The following is a 22,128-nucleotide window of genomic DNA, read 5'->3' on the forward strand; positions in this document are numbered from 1 at the left end:
GGTGGTATGACTTTGAAATATAGAATAAAAAGATTGAAGAATAAGGATGGTATCAGAAGTTGCATTATTATTAATGAGAGCAATGGATTACCCTTGGTTTACCCTAACTTATATATGAGTGTTATTTCACGAACAAATAGCTATTCATTTTCAACAATGGAAGCAATAGCAAATGCTTTGCTTTTATTTGAAAGATATAATGCTGACATGAATGTGGGGGTTTTTGATATGGTAAATTCTGATATCGAAAAACTTGTCTCGAACAAAGGATATTTATTCGGGTTAATGAATGCCCTATCTTACAGAAACGACTTAGAGAATGTGACAAGCATTCTTAAAAAACAACATGTCTCTAAAAGAACCCTTTATTTCAAGATAATGACAATTGAAAATTACGTCAAATGGTTTTTTGATAACATTGCTATCAATAATATTGATTCTTCTCGTTATGAAACAATCAGTCGTGCATTTGATTTTATAAAGCCAAGAATAGAGAACGGAAAGAATTACAATATTGAAAGCGAAAGCAAATCATTGACAAATGAACAAGTCACAACTTTGACTGATATGGTAAGTGTTAAATCTAAGATTAATCCATTTTCGGCGCATGTAAGGTTTCGAAATAACCTAATAATTGAAATTTTGTTAGAGACAGGTATTAGGGGAGGGGAACTACTTAATATTAAGTTGGTTGATTTTGACTATGTCCACAAAAGTCTATGCATAGTAAGAAGGCCAGATGATCAAAACGAACCACGATTAAGGCAACCATTGGTTAAAACTTTAGAAAGAAAAATACCATTGAGTATAGAATTGACTGAGTTAATACAGAATTATATTAGTGATTTCAGAAGTAGGCAGTGTCATGCAGGGGAGCATGACTATCTGCTTGTTACTCATAGCAGTAAAGGTCAATTAGGTCATGCATTGACTATTTCAGGTTATCAGAAAATTTTCGAACAAATTAGGAAAAATAGTAATGTATTGAGCGATATTGTGGGGCATTCGCTAAGACATACCTGGAATGTGAAATTCTCAGAAATGATGCTCATGAATTCGAACTCTCAGGATTATATTACCTATGAGAAAGTAAGAAATTATCTTATGGGGTGGAAAAAGAATAGTACAACCTCAGATATCTATAACCAAGCATTTATAGCACAAGAAAGCCGAAAAATAATGGCTGTTATTAACCCACTCAAAAACATAGTAGAGGACAAATCCAATGTTTCAAACTCTAAGAAAGCTACAAGAAAGTCAATATTCGGTTTTTGAAACCAAGGATGGTAACTTCAAAGTGAACTTTTCTTATTCCAAGTGGAAGATAAGTGAAAGTATAACATTGAACATTGATTCTTTAAGAGTCGTCATCAGTGAATTTATACCTATCAAAACCACTTTGGCATATTTCGCTATAAATTATAGTGCCAGTTATACTAAGAAAATGTTTTATGCAATAAAGCATTACATTAAGGCCTGTAATAAGAATGATGGCTTGTTTTCTAAAGAATGCATGAAGTATTACTATAAAGTTGTGAGCTCATTAGATTACACACATGCAGAGTCAGTGAAATATTTTTTTATTAAGATAAGTGGTCTTTACCCTTCTTTATTTTCGACAGAAGCAATCATATTTTTAGAAAATATTAAAGTTAAAAAAGCAAATGCAAACAAGTCTATAAAGACACATGATTATAAAAAAGGTCCCTTCAGTGACTCGCAATTAAAGGTAATTATAGATTCTGTAGCGATAGCTTATAAGGAAGAAAAGGTAAGTCTGTCAAACTATCTGCTAACCTTCCTTGTTGCATATTCCGGGCGGCGACCTATGCAAATATCTCAACTTGAAGCTGGTGATCTCTTATCTTTTAATGGAGAGTACTTTCTCAATATCCCAAGAATTAAACAACGGAATGGATATAGAAAAGAGTTTAGAAAATTACAAATTCCAGAAGAGCTTTTCAGCCAATTGAAATATCTCGTTGAAGCTGTGAATTCGCTGGTCAGTGATACATTAAAAATCGATTTAAGTGAAAAACAAAAGAGAAAACTACCAATTTTTATAAACACATATCCATTCAAAAAAAGATGTGTTGAGCTAAACATGATTGAAAGTGGTGGATTAAAACTTAACCCCTATGCCATAACACTAAAAATAAGGAACACAATAAATCGTTCAATAAATGAATATCAAGCCTATCTGGGGGGTATAAATTCGCGCAGATTTAGATATTCATTAGGCACTAAGGTTGCACAATTGGGTTATAGTCCTTCACTGATAGCAAATGTTTTGGACCATTCTTCAATCAATTCTGTTATGAGTTATATAGAAAATACAGCGGAAAATGGCAAGAGGATTAATGAAGCTGTAAACGAACTAATGAAGCCACTGGCTAACAAATTTATTGAGGAAAAAGAGCTTCAGAAAGAGTTAGCTTCTTTGAAGCATATGATAGAAGAATACTGCGGTGGATATAAAACTAACTCTTTTGATAATACAGCAATATCGTTAGTAACTAATTCTATCGACGATATGATCAATAGCATTTAAAAGAAGGATAAAGTGATGAAAGAAATCCATGATAAAATGATCAATAACTTCATTATCGCTAATAAGGCTCATGCGAAAAATTTTGGAAATTTTGAGTGGGATAATTCAAGTTGGGGAGGCGGAATTACATTTTTTAGCGGAATCAAGGTTAGAATGGGGAACAAGAATAAAAAATTAATGAATTATAACATTGTAGAGTTCGCAAAAGCATATGTATGGCATGAGTGCTTTCATGATTTATCTGTAGCTTTCAGAGTGCTGAGATTATTTAGGATATTAGAAATTGCCATAGTTAAAGCAAATAAAGAAGTTAAGGTTTCAAGTATAGATCATAAAGTATTAGATGAAGTTATGACTATTGTTCAAGAAAATTTTGCAATATCCACTTCTTATAAAATATATTTAGATATTAGGGTATTATGTTCTTTTATGTCTAAGAACGAAATGTTGCCAGCATCCATTACACGATGGTCATATCCATTTAAGGCATATGATGCTTACACAAATAGCACAATGGATTCGATGGGAAATTTATCCAATCAGAAAAAACTTCCTGATGAAAAAGCTATAGATTTTATTGGTAAAATATTTAGCTCTAATCCAGTTAATGAAAGGGACATATTTACATCTTCTATTTTTGCATTGCTCTTATGTGCTCCATCTCGAATTAGTGAAATTATGCTCTTGGAAGAGGACTGTGAAGTTATAGTTGAAGATAGTAATGGCATATCAAGATATGGTTTGCGATTTCATTCTCTGAAGGGCTTTGGATACCATACCAAATGGATTCCAGACTGTATGGTTCCTGTAGCTTCAAAGGCTATCATGCGATTGAAAAAACTTACAAGGAATGCAAGGGTTGTTTCACGGTTGATAAGAGCAGGGGAAATTAATTTATACGAGTCATTAAACAGAAGTGCATTTGATTGTTTAACAATTGAAGATCTCCACAAACTTGGCTTTGTTATAAATCAATTAAATATCTCCCAAGAAAATCTAAAATTCTTGTCTAAGATAAAACATGGCACAGTCAGTGTAAAAGCATTTTGGATTTATATAGAGCGAAAGAATGTTAATTCTGAAAATATTAATGCTAATTTATGCTCCATAAATCATAATTTATTAGACTCTATCAAGGGTGCTGATATTTTCACAACCATTAAGGCATCTTCAAAGTATTTTAGAGCGGATTTTCGCACTGATAATATGAATAACATATTTCATAGGAATATACATTTTAACTTTGATGATTCTGTTTTAATTTTCCTAAGCCATCAAATTAGACATTTACTTAATACTATAGCTCAACGAAGCGTATTGTCAGAGATACAAATTGCCCAATGGTCTGGGAGAAGGAGTGTTAAGCAGAATTCAGTATATGATCATATGTCTCACGACGAGTTATCAGAACTATCAAAGAAACTATTGAACAGAAACACCTACGAAGAAACAAAAAATTCAGAATCTTCATTTAATGAACAATCGATTATTATGAATTTGATTAAAGATAAATTTGAAAAACTAGAATTAAAAATCCAAAATTCAGATCCAAGAAAAAGAAAATATATTCTGGAAAAAATTAAAGATTTAAGAATGGAAATTGAATGCATATTAATGTGAGGAGATTATATGGCAAGAAAATTTTATGATAAAGAAATAAAAGCTATTGTTAAACTTATTGAAACCTGGAGTAAGCCTGATTTCACTTGGGATTCTTTATGCGTGGCTTGCAAAAAAATTTTAGGTAAAGTACCTACACGGCAAGCATTAAGCCAGCATAGTGAGATTGTCATTGCGTATAGGACCAGAAAAAGATCTGGTATGGTTAAACGTCAAAATACGAAGTTACCCGGTAGCCTGAGCCTTGCGGCGAAAAGAATAGAACGACTTGAAAATGATAATTCGGCACTAAAATATGAAAATAATAATTTACTGCTTATGATTCAAAGAATGCACGAAAATGCTTACAGGCATAATATATTGGCTTCTATTCTTGAAGAAGAACTGCCACAGAGAGCAAGAAAATAATATCTTGATAGGTTTTACCTATTGACAGTGAATATTAATATGGTATTTGTATATGTAGTCAGGAAGACAAAACTAACTTGCAAGGATGCAATTTATGGACAAAAAAAACAACTTTCCAGTGGAAACACTGGAAGAGCAGCTTATCGTCATCGTAGATAAATATATCTCTAAGCGATATCAGCCGCATGATAAAAGTTTCTCATACCAGCTTTATTTAATTTTTGTGGGATACCATCTAAAATATTTTTACCCTAAAAATATTTATTCTAGATCTAATCGTAATATTGATAACATAATGGCTATGTTTATCTCGGTATACAAAAGTCTGACAAGCAATCTACTACAACGATTAAATAACAAAGAAGGGGTTCTAAGAGAGCTAAACTCGCTTGTTAATTTCATAGATAACAATCAGAAAAAAGCAGAACAAATCTATGCTACGGTCAGAGCACAATATGAAATGAAAGTAATTGAAAAAGAGTTAATCCATGAAGTTCGCGTAAGAACCGTCAGATTATAGACAATAAAAAGCCCCTATGCAGGGGCTAAAAGAGACTTCTCGATATAAACTACTACTGAACTTCTTTCCAGACACCATCAGCTTTCACAAGCTTAACAGGCTTTGTCTGTTTATTGTTGCTAATAGAAGCATCTACTATACAGTTATAAACATTATTAGCTTCTTTTGAACAGCTAACTTTTTTCACATAATCGATTGTTAAAAGATCATTTTCAGAAACTCTTGAATCAAAAGCTTTCATACTTGCGTTGGTTCTATCTACAACACTTTTGAATGCATTATAGATGTCTTTGTCTGATGGTTCAGAATTACAGGCGGTTAATAAAAAAATTGAAAGAATGATTGTTATGATAGCATAGGTTTTCATTTTAAATCCCTTTATTAATTTTGGTGCGTGAAAATTGCTCTATGTGCAAATTTTTTACGAATATACAATCTTGTCGAAACCATTAATACCAATAAAATAATGATAGCTACTAAAAAACTTTGACTTATATAAAGTATGATGTAGGCAATTGCTAATAAAATAAATCCTATGAACAACGATAACCAGGCTGAAACTTCGCCATATTTGATGGTTGAATGACAGCCAGTGCAGACACGGACACCAAACTGGCTCTCTTTGAAGCAGAACGGACACTTAATGGTTTCGTTATTCATATTAACTCCATTTTTACAATCGGTTCCTGATACTGCTATTGCTTAAAAATCATCAGGCTCTTTTCAGGGATTCTCGATGAATAATTATCTTTAGTAAAATCACTTGTACCGATCGATGTTTGAATCATGATAGGTTAAAGCTATCACAAATAGATTATTGATCTGTAATAACGATCAATATTTTGTTGACTTATCCTAAACCCATCACTTTCTAACTGATATCGCAGTCGGGTGTAAGCGGTAACTTGATGTCTATAAATGAATTTTTCTTCCTTTGTGTAGAGGTCGTGTGGCATGGAGTTTTGAGAATCCAGGGAGGGGCTTGTGAAGAATGCTCTTACCATAGCTTCGGAGAAGCTCTGTAAGCCTTCTAAGAAATGGAAGCCAGCCGATAAGCCTGAGATGCTTTTGCTGGTTAACCGCATTCTTTTGGAGAATCTTCTCAACGATCTCGTTTCGTCTGTCTTTTCTGAGTCGCAGTTCGAGTTCAGCAATTTTTTCACTGATACTTTCCTTTTGCTCCCTGGTTTCCAAAATTGTTGCAGGAGCAGGAGCAGGAGCAGGAGCAGGAGCAGGAGCAGGAGCAGGAGCAGGAGCAGGAGCAGGAGCAGGAGCAGGAGCAGCAGATTGGTCTTTTATCGATATGTCGCTTTGCAGAGCTTCTATGTGGTCAGGGTTGTAGTTAAGCTGCTTTTGAAGATTTACCCAAGAGTATGCCTTTCCAAGTTTAGATGCCTTGAAAGCTATATCGCGGTAGGAGAATGAGAACCCGTTCATTTTCCCGGTTGAAGCGACATTCGCCGTCCAGCCGACTTCTGCTTCTTCCAGTCGTTTTGTGAAAGTTAGAAGGTCCGGCTTATCAGATAAACTTTTATCAAGTATCTGCTGCAGAACTTCTTTAGGGGAGGGAAGGCCAGTCCGTTCTGAAAGCATCTGTTCATTACGGGAAACTTTTCTTCGCTTCTGTTGCTTTGGTGTAATGGAAGGTGCTGTCTTGGTCACTGTCAGACCGTGAGCGATTTCGAGTTCACTGATGATCCGTGTGCTTATAAGATTTTCGTTCCTACCCAAGTAGAGCTTCCCACCGGCCATGTCGATCCTGCTGGCAATGATGTGTATATGCTGGCCATCGTCGTCATGAAGCACATAGCAACGGAGATGAGTATCATTGAACCCCATCTTTTTCATATAGTCGTCTGCTATCCTTGCCCATTGGTCATTCGATAATGTTTCGCCGTCAGGCAATCTTAGCGAGTTGTGCCAAACTGGTTTTGCGATATCTTGGCGTAGATGCTTGGTGCTATCGAATTCTGCGATCAGTTCACAGGCTGAATCACCTAACATGTTCCCGCCAATGACGATTGGATCACTTTTATGATGTGAACCTGGCTTCAATGCATATTGGACCACACCAGCAAAGTTCTTACCCCTCTTGATCTTCCGCATACCCTTCATAGGGTTTGCTCCATATGTCAGCATTTAGCAGGTGCTGGCGAAGCTCTTCCAATTGTCGCTTCACAGCGAAAAGCTCTGTATGTGTAAGCTGGCTATCTTTACTCTTACTATCGATATGAAGAGCTATACGGTTTAGCTTCTGATTGATCTCACCCAGAGTCTTCCATGTTTCGATGTTTACAGGAGGTACATTCATAGGGAGCTTCTGCAAGGAAGCCATACGTAACCATTCGCCTTTAGATGTAGAACCTCGTTTTGTGTTGAGTAACTGAAGTTCTGAGTTATTAAGACGGACACTTACACAATGAGTTCTAAGTGTATTTGGCAATAGACTGGTAAAATTTGAAGATTCATTTGATAAAGGTGTGATGTTATCAGCAATGCAAGACATTGTTGGTTGTTTATCCATATAAAATCCTTTTCATATTGATGAGTATATGCTTTTATATAAGATGGATAGTAATTGTCAATAATCTTTGAAATAAAAATTCTATGTTTTGAGATGATGTTTCTATTCGTTAAGAACGTTGCTTTCTGGTTTAGAACCTAAATTACATAACAAATAAAGTTGAGTTATTTCTGGAGAAGTATAATGGGTAGTTCTAAATTTAAGGATGTTGGAAGTTATAAAATGGATGGATTTCATCTCACAATCAATACAGATAATTCTATGGAAGAATTAACTCCTGAGGAGAATCAAACTCTTGTCCATGAGTATACTCATTTCTTGCAAAGTATTTCGACTGTATATGGTTGGTATCGTATAAGTAATCTGGCAATTATTACTCAGCATTTAGTTTATGGCATATATAACAAGGATAATGGGTTCGTTAGACAATTTCCTTTTTTTAGTCCTTCCGGGAAAGATGGGGCATTAATTGAAAGTGCTATGTCTCTGAATACTATGCTCGAAGGAAGTAATGGTGAGGAGGGTGACATTAAAAAAATAAATCAATCCTCAGGATTTTATGTTGTACATGATGTGAAAGCTGAATGCTTTAGCAAGCATCCTGATTTTGATGAAGATATAATGGAGCTACCAGCAGGGGCAACATTATCAAAAAACATTAGAGTTACATATCTTTTTGACCCAACCGGTCAGAGGAAAGATAATCCTAATAAAATTGATGTTATGCTTGGTGCCGTTTGCATTTATGAATTTATGGCATATGCGATAGAGAAACATGTATCAGAAAAAAATGTTATCTTACCTCAAGTTCCATATTTTGTTGTAAAAGATGTTGCTGCATTCATTTTGGAAATGGAGGTTGATGATAAGATAATAGCTTGCTTATGTGAATTTGCTTTGCAAAGTCGAAGTCCAGGGGAAACATTTTATGATTTATTAATCGGATTGAAAAAACAAGGGTTTGACTACAATGTTCTTACTCCCGATCATATGAGAAAAATTTTTAATGCTTGCTATATAATGGAAACTGATGATGGTCCTATAAGTTATAGTTCAATTGAATTGCTACATAAGTATGCTGATGAAACTTTAGAAGAATATAAAACATTATTTTCGAGTCTTGAGGATTACAAATCGATCACAGATCTTCTTTCACATATCAATGATGCAGTTAATATATATCGAAACGGAGATTTGTATATGATTTCAAAGCTTCTTTTTAAAACACCAAAAGAGGCCATATCTGAGATAATTGAAATAATGAAAACTGTTGGCATACCACCTATTTTTAATAATTCTGGCTATATTGGTCATTCTATATCGGATCATAGGTATGACCGCTATTATCTTTTTTTGCCAATGCTAAATGAATTTGTGAACTTTACTTTGAAAGGAAATTTTCGATGCGAATTACTTGATACTTGTAAAAAACACTCTCCAGAAGTAATAAATGATAAGTGTCATTCAAATGTTTATCTTAAAGGAAAAGATGATTTGCTTTGTGGCGTAGGCCAAATTATAAAAATGTGGAAACTGAATGATTATACCTTTTTAGAATGAGTCAATTGTAAGATTTACTTTTCAAACCAAAGGGCGAAAAGCAAGGGTGCCAACAGAAGCGGAGCTTCTATTGGTTAGCCCTTGCTTGTAGAAAATAAAATTGACTATTATATATTTTGGCGTTAATGATATGAATGGGAGTGATTTTAATTAGAGGTGCTCATGAATATAAAAATGATATTGTTTATCTTAATGATTAATGTGATCTGTTGGGCTGATATTATAGTGTTTGGAAATAATAATGAAAACATCCATGTATTCATTAATAGCTTTTCCTGTTTTGTTATAGTTCACTCAGTTCTTATTTTTCCATTGTATATTATCAGTGAGATCAATAAGTTAGGAGAGTAATTTTAAAAGCCAGATCCAGCCTGTTTTTTTGTCGGTTGTCACTGTTTTCAATAGGTCAAAAGCACTGATATAAAATTTTACACTAATGAAAATGCAAAAGAGCTGAAGTATAAGAAAAATTATTGAGAGTTTTAGTATGTCGGGCAGGAATGAAAGCATCGTTATGTTGAGATTTGATAACTTTAAAGAGAGACTACATGCTGTGATCATTCCTAAGAAAAATGAAAAAGTATCAGCTTGCTTTTTAAGAAGATCTCCTAGGCAGGGATAACAACATTTAAAATACATAAAACCGAATAGCATAGGGGAGAAATAGATAATTTCATAAAATTTCCAGTTGTTGTGAACCCCCGCTATAAATAACATAGATAACAATGCATATACAGCGAAATATATCCATATAACAGGTGATTTGGACAAGCTTTGTTTATCACAAATATTATATGTATCAGAGAATGCTAATCCGTTGTTATAAGCTGTAATAGTAATTGAGTAATAAGATGGAGTGAAAAATCGCCTTATCCTTTTAATTTTTATTTTTAAATCTTCTTTAGCTGCTATATTACCGAATTGGTTATAAAATTTGGTGATAGCTCTATCTTTTGCTGTCTCTACATTCATACAATTAACTCCTGTCATCATTGTAAAAGACTAATTATTTATTCATCATTTCAGTATAATTAAAGTTCCAAATTTTCTTATCAATGCCATTTGGAGTCGATGTTTTAAAAAATAATTGTTGTAGACCATTATAAAAATAGGCGATAGATTGTTGATTTTCTTGCCGACCAAGCCAATTTCTAACCACCATTTTGAAGAACTGAGTGTTCTTATTAAACAATGCCTTGTTTTTCTTCCTTTTCAGACCATGTGTTGATTCTTCATTCTGAATTTTTGTATCGTATTCTTCTTTAATTGCAATAATGTGTGGTTGAATCTCTGTGAGATAATATTCTTTCACATACCCTTGATTGAATATGTCAGGATTACGCCAAAAAGTTGAATCATCTTCGTGTAAAATAGTTTCGGCGTGTTCGAAAAATAATTCTTCTGGAGCTTTTTTTCCTGGGAGAGAAATAGTGCTTTTTCGGATATCGCCCTCATGGTCGCCGTCGAATATACAAATCGATTTTAGAGATGTCTCCATAAGATGGGGATCATCGAAAATTGTTTTAAGATTATTAGCTCCAATTGAGCAGGCAACTAAATGGAAATAATTTCTTATTATAGCTAATTCTGGAGCTTTACTTATCCAATAGTTGAAAATTTCGTCGAAGAAAAAACGAGCTTCAGGATCTTCCATAAATACGGGAATCTTGTTTCTATTGTAAGTATCATCACGAGTTTGATTTTTTAAAAACATAGTGATTTTTAAATAATCAGGTTCTTCTAATTTGAAAACGCTTGTATAATCATTAATTAGATATAAGATATTGAACTTTTCTTTAAAAGCATACTCAAGTAAAGAAAGACTATGTGTGGTAAAAAATACTTGTATCTTGTAACTTCTTGCATATTCTCTAATCTTTGCTAAAAGTCTTAACTGTAATGAAGGATGTAGAGTTGCATCAAATTCATCGATTAAAAGTATGCTTTCTTTAATATCATTTGAAACTAAAAGAGACTCAAAATAATAACGGAGGCTTACTAAAGCCTTCACTATTATAAATAAATTATCTTCACCAGAAGAAATAGTGTTGGAATCAATTTCGGGATTGTCTGTGTCAAATAGTGGACCCGATTTAAAATCTCCAATATTATTGGATTCGATGTTGCTTATACTTATCCCTAAAAAATCCTTATATAGTTGGGATATATAATCAACATATTGATCTGGTAGATTAAGTGATATTTTCGTTAAGTCGTCATCTTTTGTTTCACCAATAGGAAACAATCTCGACAATCCAAGGTACAAAACAGGTTTTGCTGGGAGTGATTGTTTTGGTCCCCCTCTCGGATACAATGGTTTTATGGCATACCTTTGTGCTTCGTCAGGATTCGTTGAGTTGTGCTTTCTAAAATCAAGAGCACTTCCATCTAAATAGTTTATTGAGAATAAATTTCCTTTAGTTCCTTCCGCAGGATCTGTATAACTTTTGGATTCTCTTACAATAGCCTCCATTTTGGGGTTTGCAATTCTGTTTATAGTTTTTATTACTTTTAAGCAATTGTTATTGTTATAATTAGGAGACCTTACTTTTGGCATCTGAAAACCATTACTAATCAAGTGTAGTAATGTCGTTTTACATGTACCATTTGTACCTGAGATGATGTTAACATCCTTATCGAATGAAAAATCGATATCGATAAGTTTCTTGAATTTTTTGAAGCTAATATCTTTGATCATTTCAACTCATCCTTAAAATCAAATCTCAGGGATATTTACCCCGTCATTATAAATGATAACTTCAAGCCCTTTCTTCTTATCCTGAGCCGTATAACTTAATGAATAATCAGCCATGTTAAGGCCGCGATAGATTTCTCTTATTTCATTAACGTTATCGTAAGAAACAATCCAGGGAAGCGTGATATTTCGCAAGGTTTTAGCAATTTTAACATGGTCATCATGCTGATAAAAGTTGCGATATAGTTCGGCACCCTTAACATAGTAGGGAGGATCAAGATAGATTAAGCTTTTCTTAGGTAATGAACTTTTTTGAGCCATCAGAAAATCTACAGCATCAAGATTCGATACATGAATTTTATCTTTATAGGTGCCAATTAGTTTTATTCTTTTGGTTAAGTCCTGTTTATTAAATCTGGCATCTAATTTCCACTTTCCTTTTTGTTCTTTACCGCCAATAACTCCGGCTTTGAGAATGCCTGAGCGGTTTGTCCTGTTCAAAAAGAAAGTCGATAAAGCGACTTCAAGCATACTATATTTATCATTATTAAATAGTATATCTCTTTGTATATGCCAGTTCTCAATAGTTACAGGGATTTCGTTAATCATTTCGCATAATGATTCGTTATAATTTACAACAGCCGACCAAAAAGCATAAAGTGCTGGGTCTATATCATTAATAAAAATGTCCTCAACAAGACCGTTGAGTAGCAAACCTAAAGCAACACCTGCTCCACCAGCATAGGGTTCCGCATAGCAACCTCCGACTAAGTCGTTACAACGGAGAATTTGCTCTATATGTGGAGAGAATTTTGCTTTACCTCCAGGATAACGGAGGGGAGTTTTGAAATGAGAAGGCTTTGGCATCCGTTATCAACTCAGTAAAAAATAATCTCAATTTTACCATACTACCCACATTGAATCCATCAATTCTAGGTGTAAATATAAAGATGATCGGTGGATTCATTTTGTGAGTAAAGGATGTCGCAAATGCTAATGATTTACTCATTATTCTGTTGTTTTATTTTTTTAGCTAATTCAATCATCTCTTTCAGATATTGCAAATGATTTGCTACATTTTTAAGTGCTAATGCTCCAAGTGATAACCCTAAAAGGAAAGCCAGTCCAAATACGATTAATGTATTTGCTGTGCCGGAATTGAAGATCCCTTTTGATATGGTATCACTCAATTTGTCTAACCCACCAAAACCTTGAACTGCTGAGTATGCTAATCCAATTATTGATAAGACGGCAGTTTTTTCTCCAAAGAAATCATTTATTCTTGATTTCACTCTTTGTATCTTTATGTTCAACCAATCTATTGAATAGTTTAATTCAGTCAACGAGTAAGGCATCAGTTTTTCTATATTTTGTTCATCATTGTCAATTTCACAAATTAGATCATTGAAAATTTCTTTTTTGAAGTTGAGCATGAACTTCACACTTGGAATTATAGGTGTAAACAAATAAACTATACCGGCAACGGAATTGAGGACATACAGAACGAGTGCTGGTAAAACAAATGGCTCCTTGGGAAGGCCACAAATTTTATAGATAACTGCCATTATCACCATTAAAACAAGAGAAATGAGTGATGTGAGAAATGAGTGATGTGAGAAATGAAAATACTTGAACCTTTCTAAGTAAGTTGCTTTTTTTATTTATTTGATTATAGGGAGCATAAGAATTCATTTTACTTATTGTTTTGATGATTTGATTTACTCTATACATTTTTATTCTTCCATTAATAAAGTTAATTATTTTGATAATCAGGCTGCAATGGCTTTTAGCCTTTGAGCTTGCACATAGTTACTCCACCATTGCATTAGTATCCCTCTCTCTTTTAAGTATTCTGCACGATTATAAGCGGCAATTATTTCATCCTTCTTTGAGTGTGCAAGAGCAGCTTCGAGGACATCTGTCCTGAATTTACCAGACTCCTCTGCGGCCGTTCGCGCAATAGATCTCATTCCATGGGCTACAAGCTCACCTCCGAAGCCCATACGGATTATGGCCGCATTGGCTGTTTGTTCATGCATGTGATTGAGTGGAGCTTTGATACTGGGGAAAACCCACTCTCTATGCCCGCTGATGGCTTTCATTGAATCCAAGACTCGCAAAGCTTCTTTACTTAGTGGAACTTTATGAGGCTTCTTCATTTTCATGAACTCCGCCGGGATGTTCCACATTGAGTTGTCAGTATCTATATCGGCCCATCTGGTGCGAACAGCCTCACCAGGACGAACCCAAGTTAGTAACTGCCATTCAATCAGCAATCGTGTCTCCATACGGACTGAGGCGTTGTTTAACACTGTAAGGAAGCGGGGGAGTTCGGTTGGGGGCAGGGCTGGCATGTTCTGTTTCTTCGGCTTACTAAATCTCTGGGCAAGATTGTCAGCCGGATTGAATTCTATGAGTTCTTCTGTTGCTGCATAGCGGAAAATTTCATTCAGGCGGGATATGATGCGGCGAAGTGTTTCAAGGACACCTCGTTTTTCTATAGGGTCTAAATGCTGTTTAAGCATTTTAGGGCGAATCTCCTTAATGGGGGTATCACCCAACGTTGGAAAGATATTTCTTTCTAGGCTTCGCCAGATGTCGTTAGCATGATCCTGGGAGATGCCTGACGTTTTGACTTTCTCATCAAGCCACTTCTTGGCTACTGCTTGAAATGTATGTTCCGTTGCATCTTTTAGGGCATTGGCTTTCTGGGTGTTATGAACTTGTGGGTCTATACCATTTGCAAGCAACGACAAGTATTCATCACGTAAAGCTCGTGCCTTCGCAAGTGTAAGGTGAGGATAGGTTCCTAAGCTCACCTTAGTTCGCTTTTTGGTCACAGGCACTGCATATCTGAAATACCAATTTTTCTTCCCTCCCTTCGCCAGGGGAGCGATTCGCAAGAGCAAACCATCGCCGTCAAAAAGGTTAACCTCTTTCTCGGCAGGTTTGGTGCTTTTGATTTCAGTGTCAGTGAGCTTCTTAGCGATTTTTGCCATGTTTGGGACCCTCAAGTTTTGGACCCTTTGTGTTGGGTCCCAAAAAGGGTGCCATAACGAGTAGCTTCTAGCAATTCTCGGTAGACTACTATAGCCGTAAAAAAGCCCGCAAGGCTGGTTCCATGCGGGCTTAGTAGACTTCACTGTACTTCAAACAACTAAAAATTGGTGGAGCTGGCGGGAGTTGAACCCGCGTCCGAAATTTCTACATCCTCGGTACTACATGCTTAGTTTGTCTTTACATTCGCACGCCAGCTGCGGACAGACACGCCACTAACGAACTAGCCTGATTAGTTTTAACGCTTCAACCCCAGGCAGGGCTTCCACGCGATCTCTTTTGGGTTTGACCTCTCTTTGATCCCCGTCTTAAGAGCGGAAGCTAGGGAGAGAGGGCTCAGAGCAGGTTATTAAGCTGCTAAAGCGTAGTTTTCGTCGTTTGCGACTATTTTTTTGCGGCTTTTAACGAGGCAAACCGCCCCTCGGCATGCACCTTGGGTTTCGCAAATCCCGTCGAATCCAGAATCAGCCCCAATAGTGTTGAACTAAGTATACCAGATTTCACTTCCTGGATACCAGCCCGGAACGCTACCTTATTGAATAGTACAATAAGTGTGCAGAATCAACGTCCTGCGTTTTTCATGATGCGCGCTTTATCAAGCTGCCACTCGCGCTCTTTCAGGTCAGTACGTTTGTCGTGCTGTTTTTTACCCTTCGCGACGCCAATTTTCACTTTGCACCAGGCATTTTTCCAGTACAGGGACAGGGCGACCACGGTGAAACCTTCACGGTTGATGCGTCCGTAGAGGGATTCCAGTTCACGCTTGTTTAGCAGCAGTTTACGCGTGCGCGTTGGATCACACACGTAGTGTGAGGAGGCGACGGTCAGCGGCGTAAAATTCGCGCCGAACAGGAAGGCTTCGCCATCTTTCAGGATCACGTAGCTATCGCCGATGTTGGCTTTCCCGGCGCGCAGCGATTTTACTTCCCAGCCCTGCAACGCAAGGCCAGCTTCGAATTCTTCTTCAATGAAATACTCGTGGCGAGCACGCTTGTTGAGCGCAATGGTCGCCGAGCCTGGTTTATGTGCTTTTTTCTTCGTCATAAGTGTCGTAAAGCCGTCGGTAATCTGATTTCAAAAAGTCACCTCATTGCGTCCTGTGAGGTCTAACGCGCTATCTTAGCACGAGATGAGGCTTAGCGTTTTTTTAACAGGTGATAAATGTTATTATTTGTCCGTTGTGTGACCATGGGAAATGCTATGCCTCAGATTAGCCGTACTGCGCTCGTGCCTTACAGCGCGGAACAAATGTATCAGTTAGTGAACGACGTTCAGTCTTATCCAGAATTTATTCCGGGGTGCACCGGGAGCCGCGTTCTGGAGTCCGGCCCGACGCAGATGACTGCGGCGGTGGATGTCTCCAAAGCGGGGATCAGCAAGACGTTCACCACCCGCAATACGCTGACCAGCAATCAGAGTATTTTGATGCATCTGGTGGATGGTCCGTTTAAAACCCTGATGGGGGGCTGGAAGTTTACGCCGCTGAGCGCTGACGCCTGTCGCATCGAGTTCCAGCTGGACTTTGAATTTACCAATAAGCTGATTGAGCTGGCGTTTGGCCGCATCTTTAAAGAGCTGGCCTCGAATATGGTTCAGGCGTTCACCACCCGCGCCAAAGAGGTTTACAGTGTCGCATAAGATTGCTGTAGAAGTGGTGTACGCGCTGCCGGAGAAGCAGTATCTGCAGCACGTGACGCTGGAAGAGGGGGCAACCGTTGAGGTGGCTATCCGCGCGTCCGGCATCCTCGAACTTCGCAGCGATATCGACCTGGCGAAAAATAAGGTCGGGATTTATAGCCGTCCGGTGAAGCTGGGTGATGTGCTGAAAGAGGGCGACCGGGTTGAGATTTATCGCCCGCTGATTGCTGACCCGAAAGAGCTGCGACGTCAGCGTGCGGAGAAATCGGGTAAGTAGCGTGTTTTCCCCTCACCCTGACCCTCTCCCCAAAGGGGCGAGGGGATAAAAGAAAAACAAAAAAGGTGCTCAATGAGCACCTTTTTGCATTTCTGACTTCCGATTATTTGGTCAGGGCAGGCTTGTTGTCGATGTTGGTCAACACACCGGCGCTGCTGAAGGTCAGCGTCAGGGTCTGCTGGGTCGCATCTTCGTGGCCCGGCTTCTGACGGAATACATAGAACCAGGTGTTAGTGCCGAATGGATCGGACATCATCGGGGTTCCCAGTGCATAAGCGACCTGCTGTTGTGTCATCCCCACACGGATTTTGGACACATCGTTAGGGGTAAGGTAGTTCCCCTGGTTGATGTCAGGACGGTAAACCACTTTCTCCAGAGTGGAACAGCCTGCGGTCAACATCAGAAGAACCGCTGCGGCAGCGGTCAGCATTTTACAACGCATAGTGATTTGATTCCTTTTCGGGCCCGAGCAGAACGCGGCTCATATGTAATATGCCGATGATAATAGACCTTGTCCCACTTTGAAACCGGTCTGGCGGCGTTTTTGTTGTTCTGTATGACCCTGAGATCCCGAAAAAGTTTATGCCGCCAGCAGTTCTTTCGCGTTCGCGAGCGTATTGCGGGTGACTTCGCTGCCGCCGAGCAGGCGAGCAAGCTCCTGCAGACGCGCACGTTTATCCAGCGGCTTCATGTGCGTTTCGGTCATTTCACCGTCGGTTTCTTTGCTGACAATAAAGTGATGATGACCACAGCCCGCGACCTGCGGCAGGTGGGTGACACACATCACCTGCGTTGATTCGCCTAGCTGGCGCAGCAGTTTGCCCACCACCGCCGCCGTTGGGCCGCTGATGCCGACATCCACTTCATCGAAAATCAGCGCCGGGGTTTCCATTTTACGCGCGGTAATCACCTGAATCGCCAGCGCAATACGCGAAAGTTCACCGCCGGAGGCCACTTTGGAGATAGCCTGCAGCGGCTGCCCCGGGTTGGTAGTGACGCGGAACTCGATGCGGTCCGCACCTTCCGCCGTCAGGTGGTTCTCTTCAAAGCGAACATCGATGGTGAAGATGCCGTGCGGCATCGCCAGCGTGTGCATGCTGTCGGTGATGTGCTGGCTTAGCTCCTGGGCGTAATGCTGACGGATTTCATGCAGCTTTTGCGCTGTCGCCAGCGCCTGTTCATGGTGCAGGTTCACCGCGAGAGAGAGGGTCTCCTGCGAGTCAGCCTGATCGTCAAGCTGCTGCTGTTCTTCCAGCAGAGACTGATAGAATCCTGGCAGCTCTTCCGGCGTGACGTGGTGCTTGCGCGCCAGTGAAATCTGACGGGAGATACGCTGCTCCAGCTCAAACAGACGGTTCGGGTCGAGATCCAGACGTTCACAGTAGTGGCGCAGTTCGTCACTGGCTTCGGAGATCTGAATGGCCGCTTCTTCCAGCATATCCAGGACGCCAGAAAGCTTGCTGTCCATGCCGACCAATTCGGTAATGAGCTGGCGGACGTTATACAGCTGGCTTTGCAGGTTCACGTCTTCGCCGTCCGCCAGCAGGTTGAGCGCATTCTGGCTGGTTGAGAGCAGGTGGCCGCTGTTTGCCAGACGTTTGTACTCTTCGTCGATTTGCTCAAACTCACCCGGCTGCGGGTTGAATTCGTTGAGCTCTTTAAGCTGGTACGCCAGCAGCTCCGCACGTGCTGCGCGCTCCTGGCTTTGCTGCTGGTGCTGGGCAAGTTCACGGCAGCTCTGATGCCACTGGCGATAGTGCTCCGCCATAAGCTGAGTAAGCGCGTACTCACCCGCATAGCCATCGAGCAGCGCTTTCTGCTGTTCAGGTTTGACGAGTTGCTGGTGCGCGTGCTGACCGTGGATCTGGATAAGCAGCTGGCCGAGTTCGCGAAGCTGGGAGAGCGGGACCGCCGTGCCGTTGATAAAGCCACGTGAACGACCGTCGCTGCTGATCACGCGGCGAAGTAAACACTCACGTCCATCTTCAAGCTGGTTCTGTTCCAGCCAGCGCTGGGCGGCAGGGGTGTCTTTCAGGGAGAAACGGGCGCACAGGTCGGCACGGTTTGCGCCCATGCGCACCATGTCGCCCTCTGCGCGGCCGCCAAGGCACAAGCCGAGGGCATCAATGGCAATGGATTTACCTGCACCGGTTTCCCCGGTGATCGCCGTCATGCCGCTGTGGAAATCGATCTCAAGCTCACGAACAATGGCAAAGTTGCTGATGGTCAGTTGTGCCAGCATAATTGTTTTCCTGTATGAAAAACCATAACTGTGTTTTCATACAGTATAAACTGGTTTTTTATACAGTAAAGTACTGGATGCAAAATCAGAACAATTTTTTTGACCAGCCAAGCTTCGAGCTTAATGTGTTGAAATAGCTGTAATCTTTCGGGTGAATCAGATTCAGATGGTAATCACACCGACGAATAAGGACATCTTCACCTTCCTGGATCGGCAGCGCTATCTGGCTGTCGCAGCTGATCTCCAGGTCGTTACGGCGGTGCGAGAAGCGCAGGCGTATCGTGCTGTCGCCGTTGATGACCAGCGGGCGGGCGGAGAGCGTGTGCGGGAACATCGGCACCAGGGTAATGGCATCCAGCGAGGGCGTCAGGATCGGGCCGCCGGCAGAAAGCGAGTAGGCGGTTGAGCCTGTCGGGGTGGAGATAATCAGCCCGTCGGAACGCTGGGAGAAGGCAAAGATTTCGTCGATGTAAACTTCGAATTCAATCATGTGCGCCACTTTTCCGGGGTGAAGAACCACCTCGTTAATCGCGGTGCTGATGCGCTTCTGACAGTCCTGCTGGCACACCTGCGCTTCCAGTAAAAAGCGTTTTTCGCTGATATAGTGCCCTTCCAGCACGTCGGCCAGCTGCTGTTGGGCATTGTCCGGGTCGAGGTCGGTTAAAAAGCCGAGATTGCCACGGTTGATGCCGATGACCTTAATGTCATAACGCGCCAGCGTGCGGGCCGCGCCGAGCATGTTGCCGTCGCCGCCCACCACCACGGCGAGATCGGCCTGTTGACCAATTTCCGCCAGCGTGCCGGTTTTGACGCTCTTCAGCTGCAGCTCCTGCGCAATCTGCTGCTCGACCATCACTTCATAGCCTTTGCTACACAACCAGCGATACAACATTTCATGTGTCGTTAGTGCGGTAGGGTGACGCGGATGCCCGACGATCCCAATACACCTGAAATGATTATTCATTTTCTGGAGGTCCTTGTGCCTGATGAATGATGACAATCTGTCTTGTTCCCTTGAATCCCGGAAACTGATCCCCATAATAAGCGAAGTTAGCGAGATGAATGCAGAAAAACGCGGAGAAATTCATGAGTAGTAAAGAACAGAAAACGCCTGAGGGGCAAGCCCCTGAAGAAATTATCACGGAACAGCACGATGAAGTTGAGGCTGTAGAGCCAGACGCATCTGCTGAGCAGGTGGACCCGCGCGATGAAAAAATTGCGAATCTGGAAGCCCAGCTGGTAGAAGCACAGAATCGCGAACGCGATGGTGTTCTGCGCATCAAGGCGGAAATGGAAAACCTGCGTCGTCGTACCGAGCAGGACGTTGAGAAGGCGCATAAATTTGCGCTGGAGAAATTCGTCAACGAACTGCTGCCGGTAATCGATAGCCTCGATCGCGCGCTGGAAGTGGCTGACAAAGCGAATCCGGACAACGCGGCGATGATCGAAGGTATTGAACTGACGCTGAAATCCATGCTCGACGTGGTGCGTAAGTTTGGCGTGGAAGTGATTGCCGATACCAACGTACCGCTGGATCCAAACGTCCACCAGGCGATTGCAATGGTGGAGTCAGAAGAGGTGGAAGCCGGTAAAGTGCTGGGCGTGATGCAGAAAGGTTACACCCTGAACGGCCGTACCATTCGCGCTGCGATGGTGACCGTGGTGAAAGCGAAAGCGTAATTTGCCATTCGTAGTGCCGGGTGGCGGTTTCGCCTTACCCGGCCTACAGCCTTACTCAGCGATACTTTCGCGCAGGGGTTTTACGGGCAGGACTTTCACCTGCTTAATCATATTGTCCTGCACGTCCAGGATATCAATATCGTACTGCTCAATGCGCACCCGCGTGCCCGCCGCCGGGATCTCTTCCAGCGCTTCCAGAATCATCCCGTTAATCGTGCGAGCCTCATCTTCCGGCAAATGCCAGTTAAAGGCTTTGTTGAGTTCACGAATGTTCGCGCTACCGTCAATCAGCACCGAGCCGTCGTTTTGCGGGGTAACCTCTTCCGCGAGGGAAGGCGACATTGACGTAGTAAAGTCCCCGACAATCTCTTCCAGAATATCTTCGACCGTCACCAGTCCCTGAATATCGCCGTACTCATTGACCACCAGGCCGACCTTCTTCTTGTTGCGCTGGAATTTCACCAGCTGCGTGCTGAGCGGGGTCCCTTCCGGCACGTAGTAAATCTCGTCGGCGGCGCGCAGCATCACCTCTTTGGTGAACTCTTTTTTCTCGGTCATCAGACGGTAGGCTTCGCGCACGCGCAGCATGCTGATGGCGTCATCCAGCGAGTCGCGATAGAGCACAATGCGCCCGTGCGGGGAGTGCGTCAGCTGGCGAACGATGGCTTTCCAGTCGTCATTGATGTCGATACCGACGATTTCGTTACGCGGCACCATGATGTCGTTTACGCTCACCTTTTCCAGATCCAGCACCGACAGGAGCATGTCCTGATTGCGTCGGGAGATCTGCGAGCGGGATTCATGCACGATGGTGCGAAGCTCTTCTTTGCTGAGCGCGCTGCTGATGGTGACATCGGCTTTGATCCCCACCATCCGCATCAGGACGCGCGTCACCATGTTCAGCAGCCAGACCAGGGGCATCATCAGGATCTGCAGCGGTGCCAGCAGGAAGCTGCTCGGGTAGGCGACTTTCTCCGGGTAAAGCGCGGCGATGGTTTTCGGCAGCACTTCGGCAAACACCAGTACCACAAACGTCAGCACGCCGGTGGCAATCGCCACCCCGGCGTTGCCGTACAGGCGCATCCCAACGATGGTGCCGAGGGCGGAGGCCAGAATGTTGACAAGGTTGTTGCCGATGAGCACCAGGCTTATCAGGCGATCCGGCTTGCGAAGCAGTTTTTCAACGCGACGAGCGGCACGGTTACCCTGTTTAGCACGATGACGTAACCGGTAGCGGTTTAAGGTCATCATGCCGGTTTCCGAGCCGGAGAAATAGGCGGAGATGACCACCATGACGATCAGGATAACGATCAGCGTGGTGGTAGAGATGTGTTCCAGGGGGAACTCCTTTTGTTA

Annotated in this window: 23 protein-coding genes and 1 other RNA gene; 9 read left to right on the plus strand and 15 right to left on the minus strand. The window is 41.2% G+C overall.

Annotated features, from left to right (window positions below):
- Positions 1-6: 6 nt before the first annotated feature.
- The 5 genes from AC27FC_RS20365 (at position 7) to AC27FC_RS20385 (ending at position 5,099) form a co-directional block, all read left to right on the plus strand.
- Entirely contained in the window at positions 7-1,275 is a 1,269-nt protein-coding gene (locus tag AC27FC_RS20365) for a tyrosine-type recombinase/integrase (RefSeq protein ID WP_487160341.1), read from the plus strand.
- Entirely contained in the window at positions 1,226-2,551 is a 1,326-nt protein-coding gene (locus tag AC27FC_RS20370; RefSeq protein ID WP_308564236.1) for a tyrosine-type recombinase/integrase, read from the plus strand. The genes AC27FC_RS20365 and AC27FC_RS20370 overlap by 50 nt, the downstream gene beginning before the upstream one ends.
- Before the next feature lie 15 nt (positions 2,552-2,566).
- Positions 2,567-4,171 (plus strand): hypothetical protein, encoded by a 1,605-nt coding sequence (locus tag AC27FC_RS20375; protein WP_487160342.1) that lies wholly within the window; start codon positions 2,567-2,569, stop codon positions 4,169-4,171.
- Between the two features lie 9 nt (positions 4,172-4,180).
- A complete protein-coding gene (locus tag AC27FC_RS20380; RefSeq protein ID WP_050157595.1) occupies positions 4,181-4,579 on the plus strand; it encodes a hypothetical protein in 399 nt (132 codons plus the stop codon).
- 94 nt (positions 4,580-4,673) lie between these two features.
- Complete coding sequence (locus tag AC27FC_RS20385; protein WP_487160343.1) at positions 4,674-5,099, plus strand: hypothetical protein; 426 nt, start codon at positions 4,674-4,676, stop codon at positions 5,097-5,099.
- 52 nt (positions 5,100-5,151) lie between these two features.
- Here AC27FC_RS20385 and AC27FC_RS20390 read toward each other — a convergent pair whose 3' ends face one another.
- The 4 genes from AC27FC_RS20390 to AC27FC_RS20405 form a co-directional block, all read right to left on the minus strand.
- Positions 5,152-5,466 (minus strand): cell wall-binding protein, encoded by a 315-nt coding sequence (locus AC27FC_RS20390; RefSeq protein WP_487160344.1) that lies wholly within the window; start codon positions 5,464-5,466, stop codon positions 5,152-5,154.
- Between the two features lie 14 nt (positions 5,467-5,480).
- Positions 5,481-5,759, minus strand: coding sequence for a hypothetical protein (locus AC27FC_RS20395; protein ID WP_487160345.1), 279 nt, complete (start codon positions 5,757-5,759; stop codon positions 5,481-5,483).
- Positions 5,760-6,011: 252 nt separating this feature from the next.
- Entirely contained in the window at positions 6,012-7,214 is a 1,203-nt protein-coding gene (locus AC27FC_RS20400) for a relaxase/mobilization nuclease domain-containing protein (RefSeq protein WP_487160346.1), read from the minus strand.
- A complete protein-coding gene (locus tag AC27FC_RS20405) occupies positions 7,183-7,623 on the minus strand; it encodes a hypothetical protein (RefSeq protein WP_487160347.1) in 441 nt (146 codons plus the stop codon). Before AC27FC_RS20405 ends, AC27FC_RS20400 begins: the two co-directional genes overlap by 32 nt.
- Before the next feature lie 183 nt (positions 7,624-7,806).
- Here AC27FC_RS20405 and AC27FC_RS20410 point away from each other — a divergent pair, with 183 nt between their 5' ends.
- On the plus strand, positions 7,807-9,183 hold the full coding sequence (locus AC27FC_RS20410) for a hypothetical protein (protein ID WP_487160348.1): 1,377 nt from the start codon (positions 7,807-7,809) through the stop codon (positions 9,181-9,183).
- A 339-nt stretch (positions 9,184-9,522) separates the two neighbouring features.
- Here AC27FC_RS20410 and AC27FC_RS20415 read toward each other — a convergent pair whose 3' ends face one another.
- The 7 genes from AC27FC_RS20415 to smpB all read right to left on the minus strand — a co-directional run bounded on the left by AC27FC_RS20415 (position 9,523) and on the right by smpB (position 15,979).
- Positions 9,523-10,155: a hypothetical protein gene (locus tag AC27FC_RS20415; RefSeq protein WP_024139401.1), complete on the minus strand. Its 633-nt coding sequence runs from the start codon at positions 10,153-10,155 to the stop codon at positions 9,523-9,525.
- A gap of 34 nt (positions 10,156-10,189) precedes the next feature.
- Positions 10,190-11,881 carry an AAA family ATPase gene (locus AC27FC_RS20420; RefSeq protein ID WP_109578972.1) on the minus strand — a complete coding sequence of 564 codons (1,692 nt, stop codon included), beginning with the start codon at positions 11,879-11,881 and terminating at the stop codon, positions 10,190-10,192.
- Between the two features lie 18 nt (positions 11,882-11,899).
- The gene (locus AC27FC_RS20425) at positions 11,900-12,745 is read right to left on the minus strand and encodes a DNA adenine methylase (RefSeq protein ID WP_024139402.1); all 846 of its coding nucleotides are present in this window, start codon (positions 12,743-12,745) and stop codon (positions 11,900-11,902) included.
- Between the two features lie 134 nt (positions 12,746-12,879).
- Positions 12,880-13,443, minus strand: a complete 564-nt coding sequence (locus AC27FC_RS20430; protein ID WP_487160349.1) for a hypothetical protein — start codon at positions 13,441-13,443, stop codon at positions 12,880-12,882.
- A gap of 204 nt (positions 13,444-13,647) precedes the next feature.
- Positions 13,648-14,877: an integrase domain-containing protein gene (locus AC27FC_RS20435; protein WP_487160350.1), complete on the minus strand. Its 1,230-nt coding sequence runs from the start codon at positions 14,875-14,877 to the stop codon at positions 13,648-13,650.
- Positions 14,878-15,043: 166 nt separating this feature from the next.
- Positions 15,044-15,407: a transfer-messenger RNA gene (gene ssrA / locus AC27FC_RS20440) on the minus strand.
- An 89-nt stretch (positions 15,408-15,496) separates the two neighbouring features.
- Positions 15,497-15,979: an SsrA-binding protein SmpB gene (gene smpB / locus AC27FC_RS20445; RefSeq protein ID WP_024908331.1), complete on the minus strand. Its 483-nt coding sequence runs from the start codon at positions 15,977-15,979 to the stop codon at positions 15,497-15,499.
- Positions 15,980-16,135: 156 nt separating this feature from the next.
- On the opposite strand from smpB, the gene AC27FC_RS20450 reads away from it, so the two are divergent.
- Positions 16,136-16,573, plus strand: a complete 438-nt coding sequence (locus tag AC27FC_RS20450) for a type II toxin-antitoxin system RatA family toxin (protein WP_024908332.1) — start codon at positions 16,136-16,138, stop codon at positions 16,571-16,573.
- Positions 16,563-16,850: an RnfH family protein gene (locus AC27FC_RS20455; protein WP_048979774.1), complete on the plus strand. Its 288-nt coding sequence runs from the start codon at positions 16,563-16,565 to the stop codon at positions 16,848-16,850. Before AC27FC_RS20450 ends, AC27FC_RS20455 begins: the two co-directional genes overlap by 11 nt.
- 103 nt (positions 16,851-16,953) lie before the next feature.
- On the opposite strand, the gene bamE is transcribed toward AC27FC_RS20455, so the two are convergent.
- From bamE to nadK, 3 genes are all read right to left on the minus strand, one after another.
- A complete protein-coding gene (gene bamE, locus AC27FC_RS20460; protein ID WP_008502502.1) occupies positions 16,954-17,292 on the minus strand; it encodes an outer membrane protein assembly factor BamE in 339 nt (112 codons plus the stop codon).
- A 138-nt stretch (positions 17,293-17,430) separates the two neighbouring features.
- Positions 17,431-19,092 carry a DNA repair protein RecN gene (recN, locus tag AC27FC_RS20465; protein ID WP_033146256.1) on the minus strand — a complete coding sequence of 554 codons (1,662 nt, stop codon included), beginning with the start codon at positions 19,090-19,092 and terminating at the stop codon, positions 17,431-17,433.
- Positions 19,093-19,177: 85 nt separating this feature from the next.
- On the minus strand, positions 19,178-20,056 hold the full coding sequence (gene nadK, locus AC27FC_RS20470) for an NAD(+) kinase (RefSeq protein WP_008502500.1): 879 nt from the start codon (positions 20,054-20,056) through the stop codon (positions 19,178-19,180).
- Between the two features lie 122 nt (positions 20,057-20,178).
- On the opposite strand from nadK, the gene grpE reads away from it, so the two are divergent.
- Positions 20,179-20,772 carry a nucleotide exchange factor GrpE gene (grpE, locus tag AC27FC_RS20475; RefSeq protein ID WP_139157721.1) on the plus strand — a complete coding sequence of 198 codons (594 nt, stop codon included), beginning with the start codon at positions 20,179-20,181 and terminating at the stop codon, positions 20,770-20,772.
- 51 nt (positions 20,773-20,823) lie between these two features.
- Here the strand turns inward: grpE and AC27FC_RS20480 are convergent, their stop codons facing one another.
- Positions 20,824-22,110: an HlyC/CorC family transporter gene (locus AC27FC_RS20480; RefSeq protein WP_094935667.1), complete on the minus strand. Its 1,287-nt coding sequence runs from the start codon at positions 22,108-22,110 to the stop codon at positions 20,824-20,826.
- Between the last annotated feature and the right edge of the window lie 18 nt (positions 22,111-22,128).

It is taken from the genome of Enterobacter sp. C3_dUdeg, assembly GCF_057536195.1.